The sequence below is a fragment of the Aminobacter niigataensis genome (genome assembly GCF_946995915.1).
GTDB classification, from domain to species: Bacteria; Pseudomonadota; Alphaproteobacteria; order Rhizobiales; family Rhizobiaceae; genus Aminobacter; species Aminobacter niigataensis.
The window spans coordinates 2,123,776-2,144,310 of sequence record NZ_OX341517.1; the positions used below are offsets into that span (position 1 = coordinate 2,123,776).

Annotated in this window: 23 protein-coding genes; 7 read left to right on the forward strand and 16 right to left on the reverse strand. The window is 63.2% G+C overall.

What is annotated here, in order from left to right; genetic code table 11:
- Nucleotides 1–38 precede the first annotated feature (38 nt).
- A complete protein-coding gene (gene sciP, locus O1Y97_RS10240) occupies nt 39–314 on the forward strand; it encodes a CtrA inhibitor SciP (RefSeq protein WP_013529904.1) in 276 nt (91 codons plus the stop codon).
- Between the two features lie 81 nt (nt 315–395).
- Here the strand turns inward: sciP and O1Y97_RS10245 are convergent, their stop codons facing one another.
- A complete protein-coding gene (locus O1Y97_RS10245; protein ID WP_318763933.1) occupies nt 396–1,322 on the reverse strand; it encodes an NADP-dependent oxidoreductase in 927 nt (308 codons plus the stop codon).
- Between the two features lie 155 nt (nt 1,323–1,477).
- On the opposite strand from O1Y97_RS10245, the gene O1Y97_RS10250 reads away from it, so the two are divergent.
- Nucleotides 1,478–1,813, forward strand: a complete 336-nt coding sequence (locus O1Y97_RS10250; RefSeq protein WP_318763934.1) for a winged helix-turn-helix transcriptional regulator — start codon at nt 1,478–1,480, stop codon at nt 1,811–1,813.
- Between the two features lie 49 nt (nt 1,814–1,862).
- Here O1Y97_RS10250 and O1Y97_RS10255 read toward each other — a convergent pair whose 3' ends face one another.
- Nucleotides 1,863–2,240, reverse strand: coding sequence for a flagellar export protein FliJ (locus tag O1Y97_RS10255; RefSeq protein WP_108607231.1), 378 nt, complete (start codon nt 2,238–2,240; stop codon nt 1,863–1,865).
- Between the two features lie 451 nt (nt 2,241–2,691).
- On the opposite strand from O1Y97_RS10255, the gene ctrA reads away from it, so the two are divergent.
- Nucleotides 2,692–3,387, forward strand: a complete 696-nt coding sequence (ctrA, locus tag O1Y97_RS10260) for a response regulator transcription factor CtrA (RefSeq protein WP_018429116.1) — start codon at nt 2,692–2,694, stop codon at nt 3,385–3,387.
- Nucleotides 3,388–3,447: 60 nt separating this feature from the next.
- Here the strand turns inward: ctrA and O1Y97_RS10265 are convergent, their stop codons facing one another.
- Both O1Y97_RS10265 and chpT read right to left on the reverse strand, forming a co-directional pair.
- The gene (locus O1Y97_RS10265) at nt 3,448–3,816 is read right to left on the reverse strand and encodes a response regulator (RefSeq protein WP_318763935.1); all 369 of its coding nucleotides are present in this window, start codon (nt 3,814–3,816) and stop codon (nt 3,448–3,450) included.
- Between the two features lie 228 nt (nt 3,817–4,044).
- A complete protein-coding gene (gene chpT, locus O1Y97_RS10270; RefSeq protein ID WP_108609783.1) occupies nt 4,045–4,674 on the reverse strand; it encodes a histidine phosphotransferase ChpT in 630 nt (209 codons plus the stop codon).
- Nucleotides 4,675–5,007: 333 nt separating this feature from the next.
- Between chpT and O1Y97_RS10275 the strand changes: the two genes are divergently transcribed.
- Nucleotides 5,008–5,589 carry a DUF1134 domain-containing protein gene (locus O1Y97_RS10275; RefSeq protein WP_055973511.1) on the forward strand — a complete coding sequence of 194 codons (582 nt, stop codon included), beginning with the start codon at nt 5,008–5,010 and terminating at the stop codon, nt 5,587–5,589.
- Between the two features lie 105 nt (nt 5,590–5,694).
- Entirely contained in the window at nt 5,695–6,822 is a 1,128-nt protein-coding gene (locus tag O1Y97_RS10280) for a coiled-coil domain-containing protein (protein WP_183264340.1), read from the forward strand.
- A 2-nt stretch (nt 6,823–6,824) separates the two neighbouring features.
- Here the strand turns inward: O1Y97_RS10280 and O1Y97_RS10285 are convergent, their stop codons facing one another.
- From O1Y97_RS10285 to O1Y97_RS10305, 5 genes are all read right to left on the reverse strand, one after another.
- Complete coding sequence (locus O1Y97_RS10285) at nt 6,825–7,628, reverse strand: TrmH family RNA methyltransferase (protein ID WP_183264339.1); 804 nt, start codon at nt 7,626–7,628, stop codon at nt 6,825–6,827.
- A gap of 58 nt (nt 7,629–7,686) precedes the next feature.
- Nucleotides 7,687–7,983, reverse strand: coding sequence for an ArsR/SmtB family transcription factor (locus O1Y97_RS10290; protein WP_055973517.1), 297 nt, complete (start codon nt 7,981–7,983; stop codon nt 7,687–7,689).
- 130 nt (nt 7,984–8,113) lie between these two features.
- Nucleotides 8,114–8,890, reverse strand: a complete 777-nt coding sequence (locus O1Y97_RS10295; RefSeq protein ID WP_318764188.1) for a HugZ family pyridoxamine 5'-phosphate oxidase — start codon at nt 8,888–8,890, stop codon at nt 8,114–8,116.
- 132 nt (nt 8,891–9,022) lie between these two features.
- Nucleotides 9,023–9,784: a 3-hydroxyacyl-CoA dehydrogenase gene (locus O1Y97_RS10300; RefSeq protein ID WP_108607233.1), complete on the reverse strand. Its 762-nt coding sequence runs from the start codon at nt 9,782–9,784 to the stop codon at nt 9,023–9,025.
- A 103-nt stretch (nt 9,785–9,887) separates the two neighbouring features.
- On the reverse strand, nt 9,888–10,424 hold the full coding sequence (locus O1Y97_RS10305; protein ID WP_318763936.1) for a GNAT family N-acetyltransferase: 537 nt from the start codon (nt 10,422–10,424) through the stop codon (nt 9,888–9,890).
- A gap of 274 nt (nt 10,425–10,698) precedes the next feature.
- Here O1Y97_RS10305 and O1Y97_RS10310 point away from each other — a divergent pair, with 274 nt between their 5' ends.
- The gene (locus tag O1Y97_RS10310; RefSeq protein ID WP_318763937.1) at nt 10,699–11,688 is read left to right on the forward strand and encodes a glutathione S-transferase family protein; all 990 of its coding nucleotides are present in this window, start codon (nt 10,699–10,701) and stop codon (nt 11,686–11,688) included.
- Between the two features lie 123 nt (nt 11,689–11,811).
- On the opposite strand, the gene O1Y97_RS10315 is transcribed toward O1Y97_RS10310, so the two are convergent.
- Nucleotides 11,812–12,312, reverse strand: coding sequence for an NUDIX domain-containing protein (locus O1Y97_RS10315; protein ID WP_183264336.1), 501 nt, complete (start codon nt 12,310–12,312; stop codon nt 11,812–11,814).
- 53 nt (nt 12,313–12,365) lie between these two features.
- Here O1Y97_RS10315 and O1Y97_RS10320 point away from each other — a divergent pair, with 53 nt between their 5' ends.
- On the forward strand, nt 12,366–13,301 hold the full coding sequence (locus O1Y97_RS10320; RefSeq protein ID WP_318763938.1) for a metallophosphoesterase family protein: 936 nt from the start codon (nt 12,366–12,368) through the stop codon (nt 13,299–13,301).
- Here the strand turns inward: O1Y97_RS10320 and O1Y97_RS10325 are convergent.
- The 6 genes from O1Y97_RS10325 to O1Y97_RS10350 form a co-directional block, all read right to left on the reverse strand.
- Entirely contained in the window at nt 13,291–13,899 is a 609-nt protein-coding gene (locus O1Y97_RS10325) for a hypothetical protein (protein ID WP_318763939.1), read from the reverse strand. The two genes, O1Y97_RS10320 and O1Y97_RS10325, sit on opposite strands and share 11 nt — an antisense overlap.
- 152 nt (nt 13,900–14,051) lie before the next feature.
- Nucleotides 14,052–14,852 carry an alpha/beta fold hydrolase gene (locus O1Y97_RS10330; protein ID WP_318763940.1) on the reverse strand — a complete coding sequence of 267 codons (801 nt, stop codon included), beginning with the start codon at nt 14,850–14,852 and terminating at the stop codon, nt 14,052–14,054.
- 128 nt (nt 14,853–14,980) lie between these two features.
- Nucleotides 14,981–16,738: a tetratricopeptide repeat protein gene (locus O1Y97_RS10335; protein WP_318763941.1), complete on the reverse strand. Its 1,758-nt coding sequence runs from the start codon at nt 16,736–16,738 to the stop codon at nt 14,981–14,983.
- Between the two features lie 136 nt (nt 16,739–16,874).
- Entirely contained in the window at nt 16,875–18,542 is a 1,668-nt protein-coding gene (leuA, locus tag O1Y97_RS10340) for a 2-isopropylmalate synthase (RefSeq protein WP_318764189.1), read from the reverse strand.
- A 392-nt stretch (nt 18,543–18,934) separates the two neighbouring features.
- Nucleotides 18,935–19,243 carry a DUF6958 family protein gene (locus O1Y97_RS10345; protein ID WP_318763942.1) on the reverse strand — a complete coding sequence of 103 codons (309 nt, stop codon included), beginning with the start codon at nt 19,241–19,243 and terminating at the stop codon, nt 18,935–18,937.
- Between the two features lie 114 nt (nt 19,244–19,357).
- The gene (locus tag O1Y97_RS10350) at nt 19,358–20,440 is read right to left on the reverse strand and encodes an AbrB family transcriptional regulator (protein ID WP_183264331.1); all 1,083 of its coding nucleotides are present in this window, start codon (nt 20,438–20,440) and stop codon (nt 19,358–19,360) included.
- Nucleotides 20,441–20,535 lie beyond the last annotated feature (95 nt).

Here is a 20,535-nt window from a genome sequence, read left to right on the forward strand (position 1 = left end):
CAGGTGATTGGGTCTTTGAGTTTTTAGTAGAGAGTACGATGACCGATCTGGTTAGACCGCGTGTCAAATATGTTATCGGGCCGGACGGCAGCCCGCTTACGATTGCCGATCTGCCCCCGACCAATACGCGCCGGTGGGTTATCCGCCGCAAAGCGGAAGTGGTCGCAGCGGTCAGGGGAGGGCTGCTCAGTCTCGACGAAGCGTGCCAACGCTACAAGTTGACGACCGAGGAGTTTCTGTCCTGGCAGGCTTCCATTGACGAATATGGCCTTGCCGGCCTGCGCACCACGCGCATCCAGCAATACCGTCATTGACACCGGCCGTTACGGCCAACCAACAAGAAAGGGTGCGGCTTGCCGCACCCTTTTTCGTTTGAGCCCTGCCTTCCTGCAGGGCTAGATCGCCAGCACTACCTTGCCCCTCGGTTTGGTGGCGAGGAAAGTGTGGGCTGCGCCTGCGTCCTCGAGCGCAAAGCTCTTGGCGACATTCACCTTGAGCTTGCCGGCGGTGGCCAATCGGCCAAGTTCCTCCAGCCCCTCGCGGTCGGGCCGCACCAGGATGCGCTCGAGCCGGATGCCCAGGGCCTCGGCGTCCGACTTCGCCTTCTCGCTGGGGTCGAGCAGGGCAACGAGCACGCCGCCCTTGCGCAGCACCTTGAGCGATTTTTCGGCATGCTCGCCGCCGAGCGGATCGAACACCAGGTCGACCTGCCCGGCCACGGCGACGAAGTCGCGAGATGTATAGTCGATCACCTCATCGGCACCGAGGGAGCGGACGAAATCGACCTTGCCCGGGCTTGCCGTGGCAACGACATGGGCACCGAGCGCCTTGGCGATCTGCACGGCGAGATGGCCGACACCACCGGCGGCAGCATGGATCAGGACGCGATCGCCGGCCTTGAGCTTTCCTGATGTCACGAGCCCCTGCCAGGCGGTCAGTCCGGCGAGGGGGAGGGCGGCAGCCGAGGCATGATCAAGCGCTACTGGCTTGTGTGCGACCTCACTTGCCGGTGAGGTCGCAAATTCGGCATAGGCCGCGGCCTCCGCCGGGAAGTGAGGCATGCCGAAGACCTCGTCGCCGGGGGCGAAACCATTGGCGCCGGGGCCAACCGCCACGACCGTACCCGAGACATCCCAGCCGAGCACGAAGGGCGGTTCGCCGAGCAGGGGGTAATAGCCGCCGCGCACGGCGGCATCGACGGGATTGACGCCTGCTGCCCTGACGCGGATCAGCACTTCGCCTGATTTGGGCTGCGGGGCGGGGCGTTCGGCAAGCTCAAGCACTTCTGGGCCGCCGACGGTGGCCTGGGTAATGGCACGCATGGGATTGTCCTCCTTGGGATGATGCATGTGCCACTATAAATTGGATAGTATCAATCGATTGTCGAGAATGTACCTCAATGATATATAGGTACCCCATGGATAGTGAATGCGCTCCCGACACCCCATTCGGCTACGACGCCTTCCGGCGTCAATGCATGTCGCACACCGTGCTCGAGATGCTGGCGAGCAAGTGGGTCTATCTGGTCGTCGGGGCGTTGAAGCCGGGCAAGCGGCGCTATGGCGAGCTGCAGCGCAAGGTCGAGGGCATCACGCCCAAGATGCTGACGCAGACGTTGCGCGTGCTGGAGCGGGACGGGTTGGTGCGGCGCGAGATCTTCCCGGTCATTCCGCCAAGGGTCGAATATGAGTTGACCGACCTCGGCCGGAACCTGGCGGACCTGCTCAATCAGATCAGGGTGTGGTCGGAGCAGCACGCGCCCGATATTCGCGACGCGCGGGCAAGGTCGCTCGAAGGCGAACTCGTCGTGTAATTGCCGGCCGGGCGCTGCCGGGCCAGAATCTGTCTGAAGGAGCGGCTTGTCAGCCGATCATCGCGTTGCGGCCACCGGTCTCGGCCTCGCGGGTGGTACGGTCGCGCGATTCCAGCATTTCCGCCTTGGACAGCTCCGCTTCAGCTTCGGAGAGTAAGGATTCGGCAGCGGCGCGCTGTTGCGCCAGGTCATGCTGGGAGTTCTTCAGGTTGTCACGTCGTTGCCGCGCCGCCTTGGCGAAGGTCGGGTAGGCGAAATGATTGAGATCGGTGATCCCCGCCTTCTTTTCCTCGGCGACGATCTGCATCTCGAGTTCGTTCGCCATCCGGTCGAACTCGGCGATCATCGAATCAAGCTGCATCAGCTGGCGGCGCTTTTCGTTCACCTGAAACTGCTTGAGCCTGACCAGGTTCTCACGTGATTTCATGACCCGACACTCCCGAACAACGAAAAACGCACTTGCACTCGCCTACTTTGGCCCCGAGGGACCCTGCCGCACCCGAACCGGTCCTGAACTCCCGGCTATGGAAAACAAACTTTTAAAGTTTTTCTCCGCCGGTAACCATTCGTTTACGGGCATCGTTAATCATACCCATCGAGACTTAAGGCCCGGTAAAGATTCTGGTTTTCGCCGCGAATGTGATCGGTCCTTCTCTGGAGTCGCTTAGTCAACCTAGTTAATGCGTCGCGTTAAGATGTTGACCGTGTGATTCATGTTTGGATTCAAGAGGGTGTATGCGCCGGTTAAAATTTCTGATATGGTCTTCCATACGAAATTAGGTTTTGTTAACCATTCGATGGCAGCCTCCGATTCAGTAGCACTGGGCCGGTATGGACGAGACCGCGAAGATGTTCCGGCAGCAGAAAAGGGGATTTGAATGCGCGTTCTGCTGATAGAAGACGACAGTGCAACCGCACAGAGCATCGAACTGATGCTCAAATCGGAGAGCTTCAACGTCTATACGACCGATCTCGGCGAAGAAGGCGTCGATCTCGGCAAGCTTTATGATTACGACATCATCCTTCTCGACCTGAACCTGCCCGACATGTCGGGCTATGAGGTTCTGCGCACTTTGCGCCTGTCCAAGGTCAAGACGCCGATCCTGATACTCTCCGGCATGGCCGGCATCGAGGACAAGGTGCGTGGCTTGGGCTTCGGTGCCGACGACTACATGACCAAGCCGTTCCACAAGGACGAACTGGTAGCGCGCATCCACGCCATCGTCCGCCGTTCGAAGGGCCACGCCCAGTCGGTCATCATGACCGGCGACCTGATCGTCAATCTCGACGCCAAGACGGTCGAGGTCGGTGGCCAGCGCGTGCATCTGACCGGTAAGGAATACCAGATGCTGGAGCTGCTCTCGCTGCGCAAGGGCACGACTCTGACCAAGGAAATGTTCCTCAACCACCTCTATGGCGGCATGGATGAGCCTGAGCTGAAGATCATCGACGTCTTCATCTGCAAGCTGCGCAAGAAGCTCGACGCCGCATCCGGCGGACAGAACTTCATCGAAACTGTCTGGGGTCGCGGCTATGTTCTGCGCGAGCCCGAAGAGCTTCGCGAAATCGCCTGATTTCTTGTTCCGATTTCAGTCAAAACCCGGCCTGCGAGCCGGGTTTTTCTTTGCCGCGAATCAGGCGGCGACGTCGAAGGCGCGGAAGCGGTCGAGCAGTTGCGGCCTGGTGAACGGCTTCAGGAGATAACCCTGCGCGCCGGCCCGCTTGGCACGCATGATGGCGCCGATATCCACTTCGGTCAGGCAGATCGCGATCTGCGGCTTGACGCGGCTGTTGAGGGCGCGGACGCGGCGGATGAAGTCGGCGGTCGCCATGTCCTCGAGCGCACCGTCGACCACGATGATGTCAGGCATGTCATAGGCGCACATGTCGAGCCCTTCGGCGCCGGTCGCCGCCTCGACGACGGCCATATCGGGGCTGTTGAGGATGCGTTTGGCGACTTTGCGGATGACGCTGGAGTCATCGACGAACAGGCAGCGCTTCATGGCCCGGTCCTTCTTGCGGGAGCCGAACGCGCCTGGCGCGCCGGGGTGATGCACTCACCCTAGCGCATCCTCGTAAAGAAGCTGAAAACCCGAATGGTAAAATTCGTGGAAACGACGCCGGTCAACAAGGGCTGCGACCATGCAGGACGCGGTGCCACCAGGCTCCATGCCGCCAGAAGGGGCAGGGCGGCCAATTTTACTCTGCGAATACTGGCGCGCGGCGCCTTTTCACTCGGCAGTCAGCAGAATTTCTTCCGGCGTGGCGTGGATCGAGATCGTCATGCCAGCCTCGCGTGCGAGCAGCAGCGTGTAGTAGGGCTGAACCGAATGGGCGTCGATGGGCTCTTCCGGCTTCTGGCCGGAATGCAGCTCGAGGAACTTCGGCGGCACGCGCAGCATCGGGCCGCTGGCCGACAGGGTGAATTTCGGCGCGGTCTCGACGTTTTCGAGCGTGACGCCGAGCTTGCCGCCACGCGGGATCGCGGCGTGGGCAACCAGAAGCAGGTTGAGCAGCAGCTTGACCTTGTTCTTGGGCAACAGCGCGCGCCCGCCCGACCATGCCAGTTCCGGCTTCTCGTTCTTGAGAAACGCGGTGGCGACCGCTTCGGCGTCGCCGGTGTCGATCAGCATGCCGGCCGAACCGGCGGCACCGAAGGCGATGCGGGCGAACTGCAATCGCGCCGATGCGTTGCGCGCACTGGTGCGGATGAGGCGCATGGCGTCTTCGTCGGCGCCGCCCTCGTCAAGCAGTTCGAGGCCGTTGTTGATGGCGCCGACCGGCGAAATGATGTCGTGGCAGACCCTGCTGCACAGCAGCGCCGCGAGATCGGGGGCGGAAAGCATCATCAATTCGGCCATGAACGACATCCCTCGGCAGCAGCTTAAGTTCAAAATGAGACCAGGACCCACAATGCGAATCAGGGCTGGTCGACGGTACTCTTGGTTACACAGCGCCCGTTGCGGCGGCAAGAATCAGCATACTGCACTTGATTAAAACGCCTACATTTGGGCGCAAATCCGGCCTTTCCACAGGGTTTTATGCCTTCGATCCGCCATCTTCATCAGGCAGTTTAATGGTTGAAAAAGGATTACGGCATAGTTTGCCGGAGTTGGACGAGCCAGCTGCCGATCAAGAGCAGCAGCAGTCCGGGGCGTCGGAGAAAGTGTGCTCCCTGACGGAGATTTGGAAGCATGATTTCCCGATTCTATGGCCGGACGTTCGCCCGGCTAGTTGCCGCGATGTTCGTCCTTGTCGGCGTTCTGGCATTTTCGACATCTGCGTCTCGCGCGCAGCAATACACGGCGCAGGAGATCCTCGATTCCGGACACCGGTTTTTCGGCTCGACTTCGGGCGGTCTCGCCAGCGTCGTCGAGAAGGTTTTCGCGTCCTACGGCCTGCCTAACGGCTATGTGCTCGGCGAAGAGGGTTCCGGCGCCTTTGTCGGCGGCCTGACCTATGGCGAAGGCACGCTCTATACCAAGAATGCCGGCGACCATAAGGTGTTCTGGCAGGGGCCTTCGCTTGGCTGGGATTTCGGTGGCCAGGGCTCGCGGACGATGATCCTCGTCTACAATCTGGACGATATCAACAATCTCTACGACCGCTACGGCGGTGTTGCCGGCTCGGCCTACATCGTTGCCGGCGTCGGTTTCAACGTGCTCAAGCGCGGCAACATCCTGCTGGTGCCGGTGCGCACGGGCGTGGGGGCGCGACTGGGAGTCAATCTCGGCTACCTGAAGTTGACGCAGCAGCCGACGTGGAATCCCTTCTGATTGTGTGAAGAACAGGCTGGTCGGGTGCCATAGCGTTTGCAGCGGTGCTGGATTCCTGCCATGGGAACATGGCAAAGTCGGCCTGTCCGTAACGGGTAATGTGCCTTGGTCCAGTCGATCCTGTTTTTCGTTCTTGGCTTCCTGACCGCCGGGTTTCTCGTGCTGCTGGTCGCGCCATCGGTATGGCGGCGCGCCGTTTCGGTTACGCGGCAAAGGGTCCAGGCGAAGCTTCCCATGACCCTGGACGAGATTCGCGCCGACAAGGACAGCCTCCGCGCCGAACATGCCATGGCCCTGCGCAAGGTCGAGGTCCAACTCAAGGCTTCGCAGGAAAAGGTGCTGGCGCAAGCCATTGAGCTCAGCCGCCACCGCGAGGCAAAGAAGCTGGTCGCCGACGGCCATGCCGAGAAGGACCGGGTTGTCAGCGAGCTCGAGGCCAAGCGCGGCAATCTGCATGAAGAGGTCGGCAAGCGCGACGAGCAGGTCAAGGCGCTCGCCGCCCAGCTCGCCGAGGCCGAGCGGCTGCTGGAGAAGCGCTCCGAGGAAATCGAGGAGATGGGCAGGCTTTATGACGAAGCCAGCCTTTCCTCCAGCAATCGCCAGATCGAACTGGTGAGCCGCGAGAGCGAGATGGGAAAGCTGTCGGACGACATGTCGGCGCTGCGCCATCAGCGAAAAGACACGGATCGGCGCGTGAGTGAGCTCGAAGCCGACAACAAGGCCGTGCGCGAGGCGTTGACGGCGGAAACCAGGCGCGCTGCGGACCTCGACAAGAAGTTGCAGCAAATGGTGACGTCGCTGAGCGATCGCGACGACAAGATCGAGCGGCGCGAGGGCGAACTTGCCCGCGTACGCGCGCAACTGAAAAGCGCGCCGGCGGCGCAGGAGGCCGGCAGCATGAACAATGAAACCGCTCCATCGGCCGAGCGCGAACGTCTCGAAGGCCGGCTGACTACGCTCCTGCGCGAGAACAAGCGGCTGAAGGGCGAACTTGCCCGGGCAGGGCGATCTGCGCCGGTTGCGGGCGAAGACTCTGTGCTGCGCGAGCAGATGCACGAACTCGCGGCCGAAGTCGTGGCACTCACGGCGCGGCTCGAGGGACCGGAATCGCCCATCGCCCAGGCACTCGCAAAGGCGGGCGGCACCCCGGCTCCGACCAATGATGACGGGCCGGCGATGATCAGCCTCGCCGATCGGGTCAGGGCTCTGCAGAAGTCCCCGCCTGCCGAATAGGTCTATCCGGTTGCATCCGTGAAATGATGCAGCGCGATCGCCGAGGCGGCCGCGACGTTGAGGCTGTCGAAGCCCGGCGCCATCCTGATCCTTGCCGTCGTCAGCCGCTTCAGCAGCGGTTCCGGCAGGCCGTCGCCTTCGGTGCCGAGATAGAGCGCCAGGCGCTTCGGGCGTCGAATGTCGCGGATATCAGCTTTTCCAGCCGGCGATAGCGCGAGTTGCTCGAAGCCATGGCGCGACAGCGCGTCGGCGAGTTCGCCGGCCGTTCCACCGATGGCGAAGGGCACCTTGAGTGCGGCGCCCACCGAGACCCTGATCGCCTTGCGGTAGAGCGGATCGCAGCAGGTTTCGTCGAGCAGCACCGCATCTGCACCGAAGGCCGCGGCATTGCGGAAGATCGAGCCGATATTGTCGTGGTTGGAAATGCCCACCGGAACCGCGACCAGCGCGCGCTCGGGCAGGGCGGCCAGCATCTCGTCGGCCGAAGGGGCTGAGCCCTTGTTGCCGATGGCGAGGATGCCGCGATGCATGTGGAAGCCGGCAATGGCGTCGATGACGGCAGCGGAGGCGACGTAGACGGGCATGCCTTCGGGCGCGAAGCCGAGCGTCTCGGTCATGCCGGCGAGGCGGTTTTCGAGGACCAGCACCGATTCTGCCTGAAACCTGCCGGCGGCGAACAGTACGTTCAGCACAACCTTGCCTTCGGCAATGAAGCGCCCTTCGCGGCCGACCAGATCGCGCTCGCGGATGCTGAGATAGGGCGCGACACGAGGGTCTGCCGGGTCTTCGATGCGGATGATGTTCATGGCTTGCTCCATAGCGGAGGGCAGGCCGCTATGGGAGCCGAAAAGGCATGGATGCCCGTCAGGCGTCGTCGAAAATGCCTTCCAGCGTGCCGAGCAGCTTGCGCACGGCTTCCGACTTGCAGGTATAATAGATCATCTGCCGGTCGCGACGTGTCTCGACCAGCTCCTCGTTGCGCAGCCGCGCAAGGTGCTGCGAAAGCGCCGACTGGCTCAGCGACACTTTTTCAGCGATGGCCCCGACCGACATCTCAGTGTCGAGCAGGTGGCTCATGATCATCAGCCGCTTTTCATTGCCCATAAGCGTGAGCAATGAGGCTGCGGCTTCCGCGTTTGCCGTCAATTTCTTCGGTTTCATGCGAACCCCGTGTATCTTCAATGCTTTCCGGCGTCATGGGGGCAACAACACCGAATTACCACGCCAGATCCTCAATGGAATCAATGAATGATCTAACAAAACCAGCAGAAATCAGCTTTCCTCTAAAAAATCAAGACTTTGCTTCGCGGCCTACTCTTGCCATTTCGACAAGGCTGCGTCTGAGATCGGCGGCTTCGACAAGCATTTCCGGGAAAACCACCCGTCCGGTTTCGTCGCCGACGGCAAGATCCATCCCTTCCGGATCGAAGCCGCTGAGCGTCCAGGCACCGTCGGTGAGCTTGCCGAAATGGCTGGCGTAGATGGCGATCGCCTCGCGGTGATCGGAATTCATGTGATCGAGCGCCGACTGTTCGGCGCCGGCAATGGCGTCTACCGCCGGGCCTTGCAGCAGCAGGTCGTCGCGGCTGAGCAGATAGGCCTTGCCGAAGCCGCCATTGAGGTTGGCGCGATCCAGTTCGAGCCGATAAATGGCGAAATCGCCAAGCCCGACATAAAGCTTGGCCTTCGGGTTGCGGTTGATGTAGCGGCGTTCGGCGCGGGCCTGCTCCGGCGTGCCGCGCTCCAGGCGAACCGCCCGGCAGAACAGCGTGATGCGCGGATAGGCGAGCGGGTCGCCCTTGCCGATCTCGCCGACGAGAAGCGAGCAACGCGGATCGGCGACGATGCCCTTGGTGTGGGCGGAGAGGCCGGAGATCAGGATCAGCGGCGTGCCGTCGACATCGGTTGCGGTGCCGACGCGGCTGGCCAGCGGGGCGCCGGTTTCCGGCTCGATGACGGCGAGCGCGCCATGCCGCGCGGTGCGCATCAGCGAACGCGCCAGCGCGATCGCCTCTGCATCGGTTTCGCGGATGACATCCTTCTTGCGCTCTTCCAACACCTTCACCATCAAATATGAATAATTCAATCTACTTATCTTTATCCTCGCAGGTTTGGCAAGGGCGTGCTTGTCCAAGACGAGACAACCCCGGAGCTTGCGCATCCGGGGCTGTACGATAGACGAATTGCAGACGTCAGGAGCTTATTTCGGCGCCATGCGGATGGCACCGTCGAGGCGGATGGTTTCGCCGTTGAGCATCTGGTTCTCGACGATGTGCAGGGCAAGGGCCGCATATTCCGACGGCTCGCCGAGGCGCGGCGGGAACGGCACGGCGGCACCGAGCGAATCCTGCACCTCCTGCGGCATCGCCGCCATCATCGGCGTCTTGAAGATGCCGGGCGCGATCGTGGCGACGCGGATGCCCGAACGGGAGAGGTCGCGGGCGATCGGCAGCGTCATGCCGACGACGCCGCCCTTGGATGCGGAGTAGGCGGCCTGGCCGATCTGGCCGTCATAGGCGGCGACCGATGCCGTGCTGATGATGACGCCGCGCTCGCCGCCCTGCAACGGCTCGAGCTTGGCCGCACCGTCGGCGAACAGGCGGATCATGTTGAACGAGCCGATCAGATTGACCTCGACCACCTGGCGGAAGACGCTCAGCGGGTGCGGCCCGTCCTTGCCGACTGTCTTCACACCGACGGCGATGCCGGCGCAGTTGACGAGGATGCGCGGGGTTCCGAGCTTGGCGGCGACTTCGGCGAAGGCGGCGACAGCGCTTTCCTCGTTGCTGACGTCGCAGCGAACCGCCACGCCACCGATGTCAGCGGCAACCTTTTCGGCCCGTTCGAGGCTGAGGTCGAAGATCGCAACCTTGGCGCCCTTGGCTGCGAGTGCGCGTGCGGTTGCCTCGCCAAGGCCGGAGCCGGCGCCGGTGACCACTGCGATCTGCCCGTTTGGATTCATGTCAGCCTGTCCTCTTGTTGCTGTGAACGGATGGTCTATCGCATCGGCCTGAAAACCGAAATCGGTATTAAGACCGCGCTCTGCACGGAAAGGGCAGTCGGGTTCAGGCGGGCTCGGCCACGCGTCGCGGGGTCTTGGCCAGGTCGGCGTGGCAGACTTCGCCCGACAGCAGCGCGACCGCACCGGGAACGACCTCGTGGGCGAGCAGGCGGTTGAGGTCGACGGGGCGCGGCATCTCGATCTGCCCGCGTGGAATGCGGGCAAAACCGAGTGGTCCGTAATAGGGTTCGTCGCCGACCAGGATCACCGCCGGCTCATTGGCCTTGGCGGCTGCAGCCAGCGCCATGGCGACGAGCTTGCGGCCGATGCCAAGGTTCTTGAAGTCGGGCCGCACGGCGAGTGGTCCCAGCATCTGGGCGCGGCCTTCGCCGGCAGCGATCGGCGTCATGCGCACAGAGGCGACGACCTGGCCGGCGTGCATGGCGACAAAAGACAAGGAGCGGTCGTGCGGGCCGCCTTCGCGGATCTTGTAGGCAGCGCGGGTGAAACGGCCCGGGCCGAAGGCCTCGGCGTTGATGTCGTCGATTTCGAGGTCGTGCGCCGGAGCTTCCGGCAGATAGGTGACGTCGGCGAGGGTCATGTTCGTTGCAGTCCGGTGTCCTGGGATGAGGTGCCGCGAGCCAAGCCGCAGCGTTCGCAAGTCAGCGCCTCAGGCGCGTGCGCTCATTCGTCGTCGGTCAATCCGGATATTTGCAAAGCAATGTGACATCGAAATGCCCGCTATCATCATTTCGCGTGGTCGTCCATCGCGGATTTCGCCGATGTGCGCGCAACGTTGAACGATGCGTTCAGGATGAGGACCTTCGGATTGCCGGTGTCATGCCCTACATGCTGGCAAACGAAAGGATTTCACGATGGGATTGCTGGTCGAAGGCAAATGGCAGGACCGCTGGTACGACACCAAGTCGACAGGCGGCAAATTCGTGCGCTCGCATGCGCAATGGCGCGACTGGATCACCGCTGACGGCAAGCCGGCGGAAGGCCGCACGCGCGGCTTCAAGGCCGAGCCGGGGCGCTACCATCTCTATGTCTCGCTCGCCTGTCCGTGGGCGCACAGGACCCTGATCTTCCGCGCGCTGAAGAAGATCGAGGACATCATCTCGGTGTCGGTCGTGCATCATTTCATGGGCGAGAACGGCTGGACCTTCCGCACCGACGACGGCGCCACCGGCGACACGCTCTACGGGCTCGACTTCCTGCACCAGCTCTACACCAAGGCCGACCCGACCTATTCGGGCCGCGTCACCGTGCCGGTGCTGTGGGACAAGAAGGAAAAGACGATCGTCTCGAACGAATCGTCCGAGATCATCCGCATGCTGAACTCGGCGTTCGACGAATGGGGCGATGCCTCGCTCGACTTCTACCCCGAGGCGCTGCGCCGCGAGATCGATGCGATGAACGACCTCGTCTATCCCTCGATCAACAACGGCGTCTACCGTGCCGGCTTTGCCACCACCCAGGCCGCCTATGAAGAGGCCTTCGGTGAGCTGTTTGCAGCGCTCGACACGCTGGAAGACCGCCTGTCGCGCCAACGCTACCTCGTTGGCAACACGCTGACCGAGGCCGACTGGCGGCTGTTCACGACGCTGGTTCGCTTCGACCCGGTCTATGTCGGCCACTTCAAGACCAATCTCAGGCGAATCGCCGATTATCCCAACCTGTCGAACTATCTGCGCGAGCTCTACCAGGTGCCTGGCGTTGCCGAGACGGTGAACCTGCATCACATCAAGTCGCATTATTACGGCAGCCACACCGGCATCAATCCGACCGGGATCGTGCCGGTCGGGCCGGAGGTCGATTTTTTGGCACCGCACAACCGCGGGAAGTTGTTGAAGGCGGCCTGAGCGCCCCCTGTTGGCGCTCAGTAGCCCTCATGGTGAGCCTGTCGAACCATGAGGGCGCTTGGCTCTATTCTGCTTGCCCAAACCCGTGGTTCGACAGCTCGCCGTGAGGGTTTGGGGAGTCCGTCACCAATACGGCGACGCTGGCACGCCCTCAAAGACTTCGGCGATGCGCCGCCGCGTCGCTGGCGTCGTACCCTCCGGCAGGGCGTCGAGCGGAAAGAATCCCGCCTCGGCGATCTCATGGTCGGGCAGCTTGGGCCGGTCCTGCCTGAATGCTTCGATCAGGTAGAACCCGACATGGTCGCGCCGGGTCGCCTGCTTGTTGAGGTGGATCGATTTCAGCACGGGCGGCGCGGTGAGGCTGATGTTGCCTTCCTCCTCCAGTTCGCGTGTCAGCGATTCGACAAAAGTCTCGCCGATCTCGACGCCGCCGCCAGGCAATTGCCAGCCGGGCACGTAGGTGTGGCGGATGAGGAAGACGGCGTTGGTCGCCTTGTCGTGAACGAGGCCACGCACGCCGAGCGTCATCGGCCTTCGCAGCAGAAAATAGAGGTGAAACAGCCTGCCTCGCAGCCGCGCCCATAGGCTCTGGCGCTGCGGAGCGGCCTTGATGTGATTCCCCATCAGGCGTGCCGCCATGGGTGGAAAGCCGGAGCAGCGTCACCTAAAAGGGAAGGATGTTCAGGCTTGCGCATATCTCAGACGTCCATCTTGGTCCGCTTCCGGATGTAACCTATCGCGACCTCGCCTCCAAGCGCATGGTCGGCTACGTCAACTGGCAGCGAAACCGGAGCCGCCACCATCACGACGGCATCGTCGACACGATTGTCGCCGACCTCAAGGCGCAGGCACCCGACCATCTCGCGGTCACCGGCGACCTGGTCAACCTGGCGCTCGACGGCGAGATCGAATTGGCGCGGATGTGGCTCGAAACGCTTGGCGTACCGGCCGACGTTTCGGTGGTGCCGGGCAACCACGATGCCTATGTGCCCGGCGCGTTCGACAAGGCCTGCCACGCCTGGGCACCATGGATGAACGGCGATGGCTCTCATGGTCCCGTCGGCCGCCACACTTTTCCCTATCTTCGCGTGCGCAAGAACGTGGCGCTGATCGGCGTGTCGACGGCGCGCGCGACCGCACCCTTCATGGCCAGCGGTTTTTTCCGCGAAGGCCAGGCCGCACGGCTGGCGCGCATTCTGGAGGAGACGGGCAGGCGGGGGCTGTTTCGGGTGGTGATGATCCATCATCCGCCGGTGCGCGGTGCCGTGGGCCAGCACAAGCGGCTGTTCGGCATCGGCAAGTTCCAGAGCTTGGTCAGTCGCTACGGCACCGAGCTGGTGCTGCACGGCCATTCGCATTTGCCGACGCTGCACTGGATCCACGGGCCGGCCGGCCGGGTGCCGGTGGTCGGCGTTGCAGCCGCTGGGCAGGCGCCCGGCGGCCACAGGCCGGCAGCGCAGTTCAACCTGATCGATATCTCGGGCGAGCCAGGCGGCTGGAATGTGAAACTGACCCGCCGCGGCCTGTCGGGACCGACGATGGCGCCTGCGGAGATCGCAAGCCTTGACCTGACGGCAATGGTTCCGCTTTCGATCGTCGAGGTCAGAAGCTGACGCCGGTCGCGGCGAGGCGCAGCCAGTAGAGCGCGGCCATCACCGCGATGCCGGCGACGGCGCCGGCGACAAGCAGGCCGAAGCCGGACAGGAAGCTTGGCCATATCGGCCGGGCGATGGGCCGCAACGGCGGCTCCGCTTCGGCGACAGGGTCCCTGGCAAAGCTCGGCAACGCCAGTTCGGCGCCTCCGTCCATCATCTGCTGCCGCTCCACGATCCTCTCGGCGATGTAGCGGGTGACCTGGGCGGCGACGCGCTTGGTGTCGGGCGTTTCAGCCAGGACGACGCGTCCGATGCGGGTGTCGCGCACGAAGCGGAACGTGCGGCGATCGCGACCGAGGGCGACATGGCTCACCGCGTCGATCCACAGTCGCGGCTGCAGGCCCGACGATATGGCAAAGTCGAAATTGTCGATGTCCTTTGGCACGTCGGCGAAGACTTGCTCGAGCTCGGCGGCAAGCAATTCGAGCCGCATGCGATGGGCCTCGCGCAGGTCGACGACGACGTCGGTGCGATCCGCCGTCGCGTTCTTGACATCGCGAATGGCGTCCGACAGCACGCGTGCCGGCTTCATCGCGGTCACGTTGTCGTCGCTCATCGCCTCTTGCCTCTGGTGTCGGTTAAGCAAGAGTTAACATAATCACGATCGCGGCGGAATTGTATCCCGCCGAAATGTCCTGCCGCAGATGCGACGCGGTCAAAACGGTTTCTGTACAATCCTTTATCGGCAGCCGTGCAGAATCCGATTCATCAGGCCTTGTTGTCGGTGAATGTCGGCTGGCGCCGCTGGCGCCGGCGGCTCATGCGGCGCACGATGTCGGCAACGAGGCCCGGCGTCTCCTCGGGCAGCATATGACCGATCTCCAGCACGTGGTGAACGAGGAACCCAGGCGGGAGATCGTCGGCATGGCTGTAAGGCAGCACGGCATCGTCGGTGCCCCAGACCACCATCACCGGCATGGCCAGCGAGGCAAGGTCTTGACGCGGGATGACTCCCTGCCTGCCGTCGGCCGTCATTGCTTCGGCAAAGGCGACCAGCTTTTCGGTCTGGCCGGGCCGGGCGCGCATCTCGGTAAGGTTGCGAATGGCGGCATCCGGCACTGTGCTGTCAGGGCTCGACATTTCGGCGAGACAGGCGCGGATCTCGTCGGCGCAGGCGGCAGCCGCATAGCGCCGGAGTAGGGGAGCGTTGATCTCCGGTCCATAGCCACCTGGCGCAAGCAGTGTCAGCGACGCGACGCGCGCGGGGTCGAGCAATGCGGCGAGTGTTGCCACCGCGCCACCCATCGAGTGGCCGACGAAGTGGGCGCCGGCAATGCCGCGTGCCGCAAGATCGGCAAGAACGGCCTTCGCCGCCACCTTGGCCGAGCCGGCCTTGGGATAGTCGAGCGAACGGCCGTGTCCCGGCAGGTCATAGGCAATGGTCCTGAATGCATCACCCAGCGTGTCGACGACATCCTCCCAGATGTCGCAGCAACCGCCGAAGCCGTGAAGCAAGACCACCACGTTGGTGCCGTTTCCCCGAACGGCCGCATGGATGGAGTAATTCATCTTCCCTGAAATAACCCGAAGCCTGAAATCGACTGCAACTATAAGTATAATTCGTTGGATTTAAAATGCCGTTGGACGTTTGTAGCGCGCCCAATATGCAAAAAAACAGTCCAAAAATAAACCGAAACTCAAGTCTGGTTGCCCAGTCCGGCCGCGCGCAGCGCCTTCGTCAGCGATTTGATCAGCTCCGCGGGATATTTGCCCTTGTTGAAGGCGGTGGCCGGGTCGGTGGCGAAGGCAGGGTAGGTTGCAGAAATCTCCTTCACCAGCGATGCGGTGAGCTTCTCGTCGCCGGCGAAATCCGCGGCGATGAGGCGTGCAGCCAGATAGTGCGGCTTCTTGTTCGCGGTAAGCGAATTGGCGGCGCGCGCCGCGGCGTAGCGGTTGCCGAGCATGAATTCGCCGAGGAACAGGCCATAGTCCCACCAGCCGGGACGGGCACTGGTGCTTTCCACCGCGCGCTTCATGATCGGCACGCCGTCGCTGTAGCTCCCCGACAGGACCAGCGCATAGCCGTAAGCGGCCGCCATGGTCAGGTCGTAGGTATTGAGTTCGTAGGCCTTGCGCATCCAGCGGATGGACTCCGTGCGGTCGCCGAGGCGTGACTGCAGATAGCCGTAGGCACGATGCGCATAGGGGCTGGTGGCACCGGTCTGTACCGCGTTGTGGGCCTGCGCATAGGCTCCGTCGGCGGTGGCGTTGGGCGGATAGCGGTAGTTGTCGGTCACGGCTTCGAGTTGCAGCGAAGCGAGTTCGGCATAGACGATGGGAGACTTGGCGCCGCGCCGCGACAATTCTTCCATGCATTGATAAGCGGCGCGGTGCCTCGCGGCAGTCTGATCCATGTAGAAGTCGTCGCTGAGCAGAAGGCAGGCCACCAGCCCGCGCTGCAGCCCGTTCTGCTCGATGTAGCCATAGATCATGCCGGAAACCGGAATCGCCGAGGTGACGATTTCGGCCATGCGGTCGTCGATCGTATCCGGCTGGACCTCCTGAGGCGACAGTACGCGCGACAAGAGGATGCGGCCGCTGGCCATGTGCTGCAGTTCGATCTGCACGGAGCCCGGCGAGGGGCCCGCATTCACGGCGAAATCGAAATCGGTCGCGTCGGCACGCCTGGCTCGTTCCGAACGATCGCGGGCGATGAGATCGATGGTGTCGAAGCCCGACAGCGCCGTCCGCAGCACGGTCGCGACCCGCGCGGTGTCGCCGCCCTCCGGGCCGAGGTGAATATGCACGGCCGGCAACTGGTCGACCGCATCGGTGATACTGGCGGTGGAGTTGCGGAAGTCGGTCACGCTGGCGGAATTGGTGGCGGACGGGCCGCCGATGTTGCGGAAGACCAAGATGCCGAGCATGACGATGACCAGTGCCATTGCCGCCCAGAAATACCTGAGCTGCCGTTTGACGCTGGTGCCCTGCAACACCGGGTCCATCTGGTCCTCGGCATGTAGCGGCGCCGCCCCCAGCTCGACATTGGCTGGTGACGCAATTGCCTCGTTTCCCTCGATTTCACCAGGGGAGGGCACGTCGGGCGGGCTCTCGGCAACCGCCTCGTAGGCGGGCACGTAACTGCCGCGGGGAATGGTGATGCGGATCGGGTCGGCCGTGCCCTCGACGGCATAGTACTGGGCCAGAAGTTCGCGCAGGCGTCCGGCCTGGACGCGGACCACGGCATCGGTTGCCGAATCGAATTCGGCGTCCTTGCCGAAGACATCGACGGCGATGGCAAAACCCTTCAGCCGCTCGGCTTCGCCGGCAAGATCGCGCTCCACGAGATAGCGCAGCAGTTTTCGTGCCCGATCGGACCGGCCGAAGGTCTCGCTGGCAACAAGCCGCTCAAGCGCTTCGCGCACTGCGGGGGCGGCAGGCGTGGAGGCAACCAAGTATCGACCCTTTTCGAACCGGTACGAATGATCGGATCATAGTCGGCTGGCGGTGGCGCACAAGCACGCAGCGCACCGATGCACAAACGCCTCGCCCGTTATCCACGGGCGAGGCGTGTCCGGAGTGGCGTTAACCCTAACGCGTCAGGATGCGATTGGTCGCCGAAACCACCGCTTCAAGGGAAGCCGCCACGATATTGGTGTTGATTCCGGCGCCGAACAGGCGTCCGCGCGGATGCTCGACCTCCATGTAGCAGATGGCCGAAGCGTTGGAGCCGCGCTGGATCGAATGCTCGGAATAGTCGAGCACCGAAAGGTCGATCCCGATATGGCGGGACAGGGCATCGACGAATCCGTCGATCGGGCCGTTGCCGGTTCCGGAAATCACCACTTCCTTGCCGTTGTCGACAATGGTCGCCTCGACGACGCGGCGGCCCTTCATCACCGTATCGGGAAAGGTCTGGTGATCAACGAATTTGAGGCGTGCGGCCGGCTGGTCGACATAGACTTCGAGGAAGCGTTCATGGATGCGCTTGACCGACACTTCCTTGCCTTCGGCATCGGTGATCGCCTGGATGTCCTGGCTAAACTCCACCTGCAGGCTGCGCGGCAGGTTGAGGCCGTAGTCGGCCTGGAGCACATAGGCGATGCCGCCCTTGCCCGACTGCGAGTTGATGCGGATGATCGCCTCGTAGCTGCGGCCCACGTCCTGCGGGTCGATCGGCAGGTAAGGCACTTCCCACAACGGCTTGTTGGCGACCTTGATCGCCTTCATGCCCTTGTTGATAGCGTCCTGGTGCGAGCCGGAGAAGGCGGTGTAGACCAGTTCGCCGACGTAGGGGTGGCGTTCGGGAATGACCATCTGGTTGGAATATTCGTAGACGGCCTTGATCCGCTCGATGTCCGAACAGTCGAGTTCAGGGTCGACGCCCTGGGTGAACATGTTGAGCGCCAGCGTCACCACGTCGACGTTACCGGTGCGCTCGCCATTGCCGAACAGCGTGCCTTCGACACGGTCGGCACCCGCCATCAGGCCGAGCTCGGTGGCAGCGATGCCGGTGCCGCGATCGTTGTGGGGATGCAGCGAGATGATCAGGTTCTCGCGATTGTCGAGGTTGCGGCACATCCACTCGATCTGGTCGGCATAGATATTGGGCGTCGCCATCTCGACGGTGGAGGGCAGGTTGATGATCAGCTTGTTGTCGGGCGTCGGCCTGATGATCTCGGTGACCGCGTTGCAGATCTCCAGCGCGACTTCGAGTTCGGTGCCGGTGAAGCTTTCCGGCGAATACTGGAAACGGTAGCCGCCGCCGGCCTTGGCCGCCATGTCGGTGATCATCTTGGCGGCGTCGGTGGCGATCTGCTTGATGCCGGCGACGTCCTTGCCGAACACCACGCGGCGCTGCAACTCGCTGGTCGAGTTGTAGAAATGCACGATCGGCTTGTGCGCGCCCTTCAGCGCCTCGAAGGTGCGTGTGATCAATTCCGGTCGGCACTGCACGAGCACCTGCAGCGACACGTCGTCGGCGACGTTGCCGTCTTCGATGCACCAGCGGGCGAAATCAAAATCGGTCTGCGACGCCGAGGGGAAGCCTATTTCGATTTCCTTGAAGCCCATGTCGAGCAGCAGCTGGAACATGCGCGCCTTGCGGTCGTGGCCCATCGGGTCGACGAGCGACTGGTTGCCGTCGCGCAGGTCGACCGAGCACCAGATCGGCGCCTTGTCGATGACCTTGGACGGCCAGGTCCGGTCGGGCAGGTCGATCTTGTGATAGGCTTGATACTTGACGGCGGCGGTCGGCATGCCGGCGCTCCGGCCGGAAGCTGGGGTGGTCTTGCTCATTGTCGGTCTCGTTCTCTTGGCCGCCATGCACGACATAGCGCGCATGCTTCAGCGGTCTTAAATCAGAATTTCGGATCTGTTGTGAAGAGTAAAGGAGCAGATGCCTCGGCGGCAATTCGACCGCCGGACGCTCCCTTAACGAGCCCGGCGATCGCCGATAAGGCCGAGAAGAAGAAGAGCCGAAGAAAGCGCGCGCAGCGTCTCGCCCGCAAAAGCGGCCGGACGGGAGATTTCGATGATCTTGCGCGAAGTCATGGCCGCTCTCTTACAGGAGGCGCATGGCGTGCGCAAGGGCGGCCGTCCGCGACAGGGCGGATGTCAGCCGGGCAACTCCGGCGTGATGCCGTCGGGCGTCAGGCCTTGTGCAGGCGCAGGGGGCTCACCCGCTCGCGGGCGATGATGCCTTTTGCCTCGAGGTCGAGCTGCACCGCCTTGGCCCACCAGCCTGCCTTGGCGCCGCCGGGATAAAGGTCTTCAGGCAGGTGGCCGCGCACGCCGTCCTGCATCTGCGCCACGGTCAGCCCAGGCGACATTGCCGGCAGCACCCTGAGGATCGCCTGCTTCATCGCATGATACATGGCGGCATCGGCTGAACTGACCTGGCCGGGGTGATTGACGTTTTCCAGTTCGACTCTTGCTGGTCCGGTGCGCGCCATCGCCATTGTCCCTTCCGTTGGTTTCAGTGCCAGTGACCAAAGGACGAGCGACGGGTGGCCGATGCTACAGGGGCGATCGATCTTGTCGAAATGGGAGCGCTGGCCGGTGCGCGTGGCGTCTCAATCCTTGATCGACTTGGCCACCAGCTTTGCCAGGGCGGGTCCGAACATGAGCACGATCAGGAAGCGCAGCATCTGCAGTGTCAGCACGAACGACAGGTCGACATTGTCGGCCGCCGCGGCGATGATGGCGATCGAATCCATGCCGCCGGGACTGGTCGCGAGATAGGCGGTCAGCGGATCGACGCCGAGGATTTGGTGCAGCCCCCAGGCCAGGGCGCCGCAGAAGGCCATCAAGGCCGCGATCGAGCCGACCACCTGAGGCAAGGCACGCGCGGCGTGGCGCAGGATGGGCCGGGTGAAGTTGAGGCCGATCGACCAGCCGATCAGCGTATAGCCGATGGCAAGCAGCCACTCCGGCAGTTGCTGCGGCACGCCCAGGCCGAGATGCAGGGTCGCACCGACGATCATGCTGCCGACGAAGTAGGGCGAGGGGATGCGCAGCAGAACGCCAAGCGCACTGCCGGCCACGGCGACCCCGATCATCGCGCCGAAGGCGGGCCATTGGAACGCGGGGAACCACTCGATCGGCGGCGTTTCGACGCCCGACGTGTCGACCCAGAGCCGGGCGACGACCGCGGCGGCAAGCGAGACCATGATGACGCGCAGATATTGCATGAAGGCGACAAGCCGGGCGTCGGCGCCGAAGGCGTCGGCCATCAGAACCATCGCTGTTGCCGCTCCCGGCGCCGAACCCCAAACCGCCGTCGTGCCCGGCAGCACCTTGAGCCGCGAGATGAACCAGCCAAGGAAGCTGCTGGCGGCAACCGTGGCAATCGCCGCGCCCAAAAACAGCGGCCATTCGGCGGCGAATGTGGTGAAGATGCCGGGCGAGATCGAGTTGGCGACGAGGCAACCCAACAGCGCCTGTGCTGCGACGAAGAGTGGCTTGGGCACGCGGACCGTGGCGCCGCTGCTACCGAGTGCGATCGCCACCAGCATCGGGCCGACCAGCAGCGCGGCAGGCAGGTGGACCATTTCCAGCACGCCGCCAACCAGGGCCGAGCAGGCCAGCAGCAGCAGCCATTGCAGCCAGGGCTTCGTTTCGGACAGCGGGGCGGCAGGCTGCGGGTCTGGCTTCATGCGGCCGTCTTAGACCTATTCGGCCGACGGTGTCAGCCCTGTCCAAGGGTAATTATCTTCGTGAGCGCCATGCGTTTGGCGGCAAGAAAGGCAAT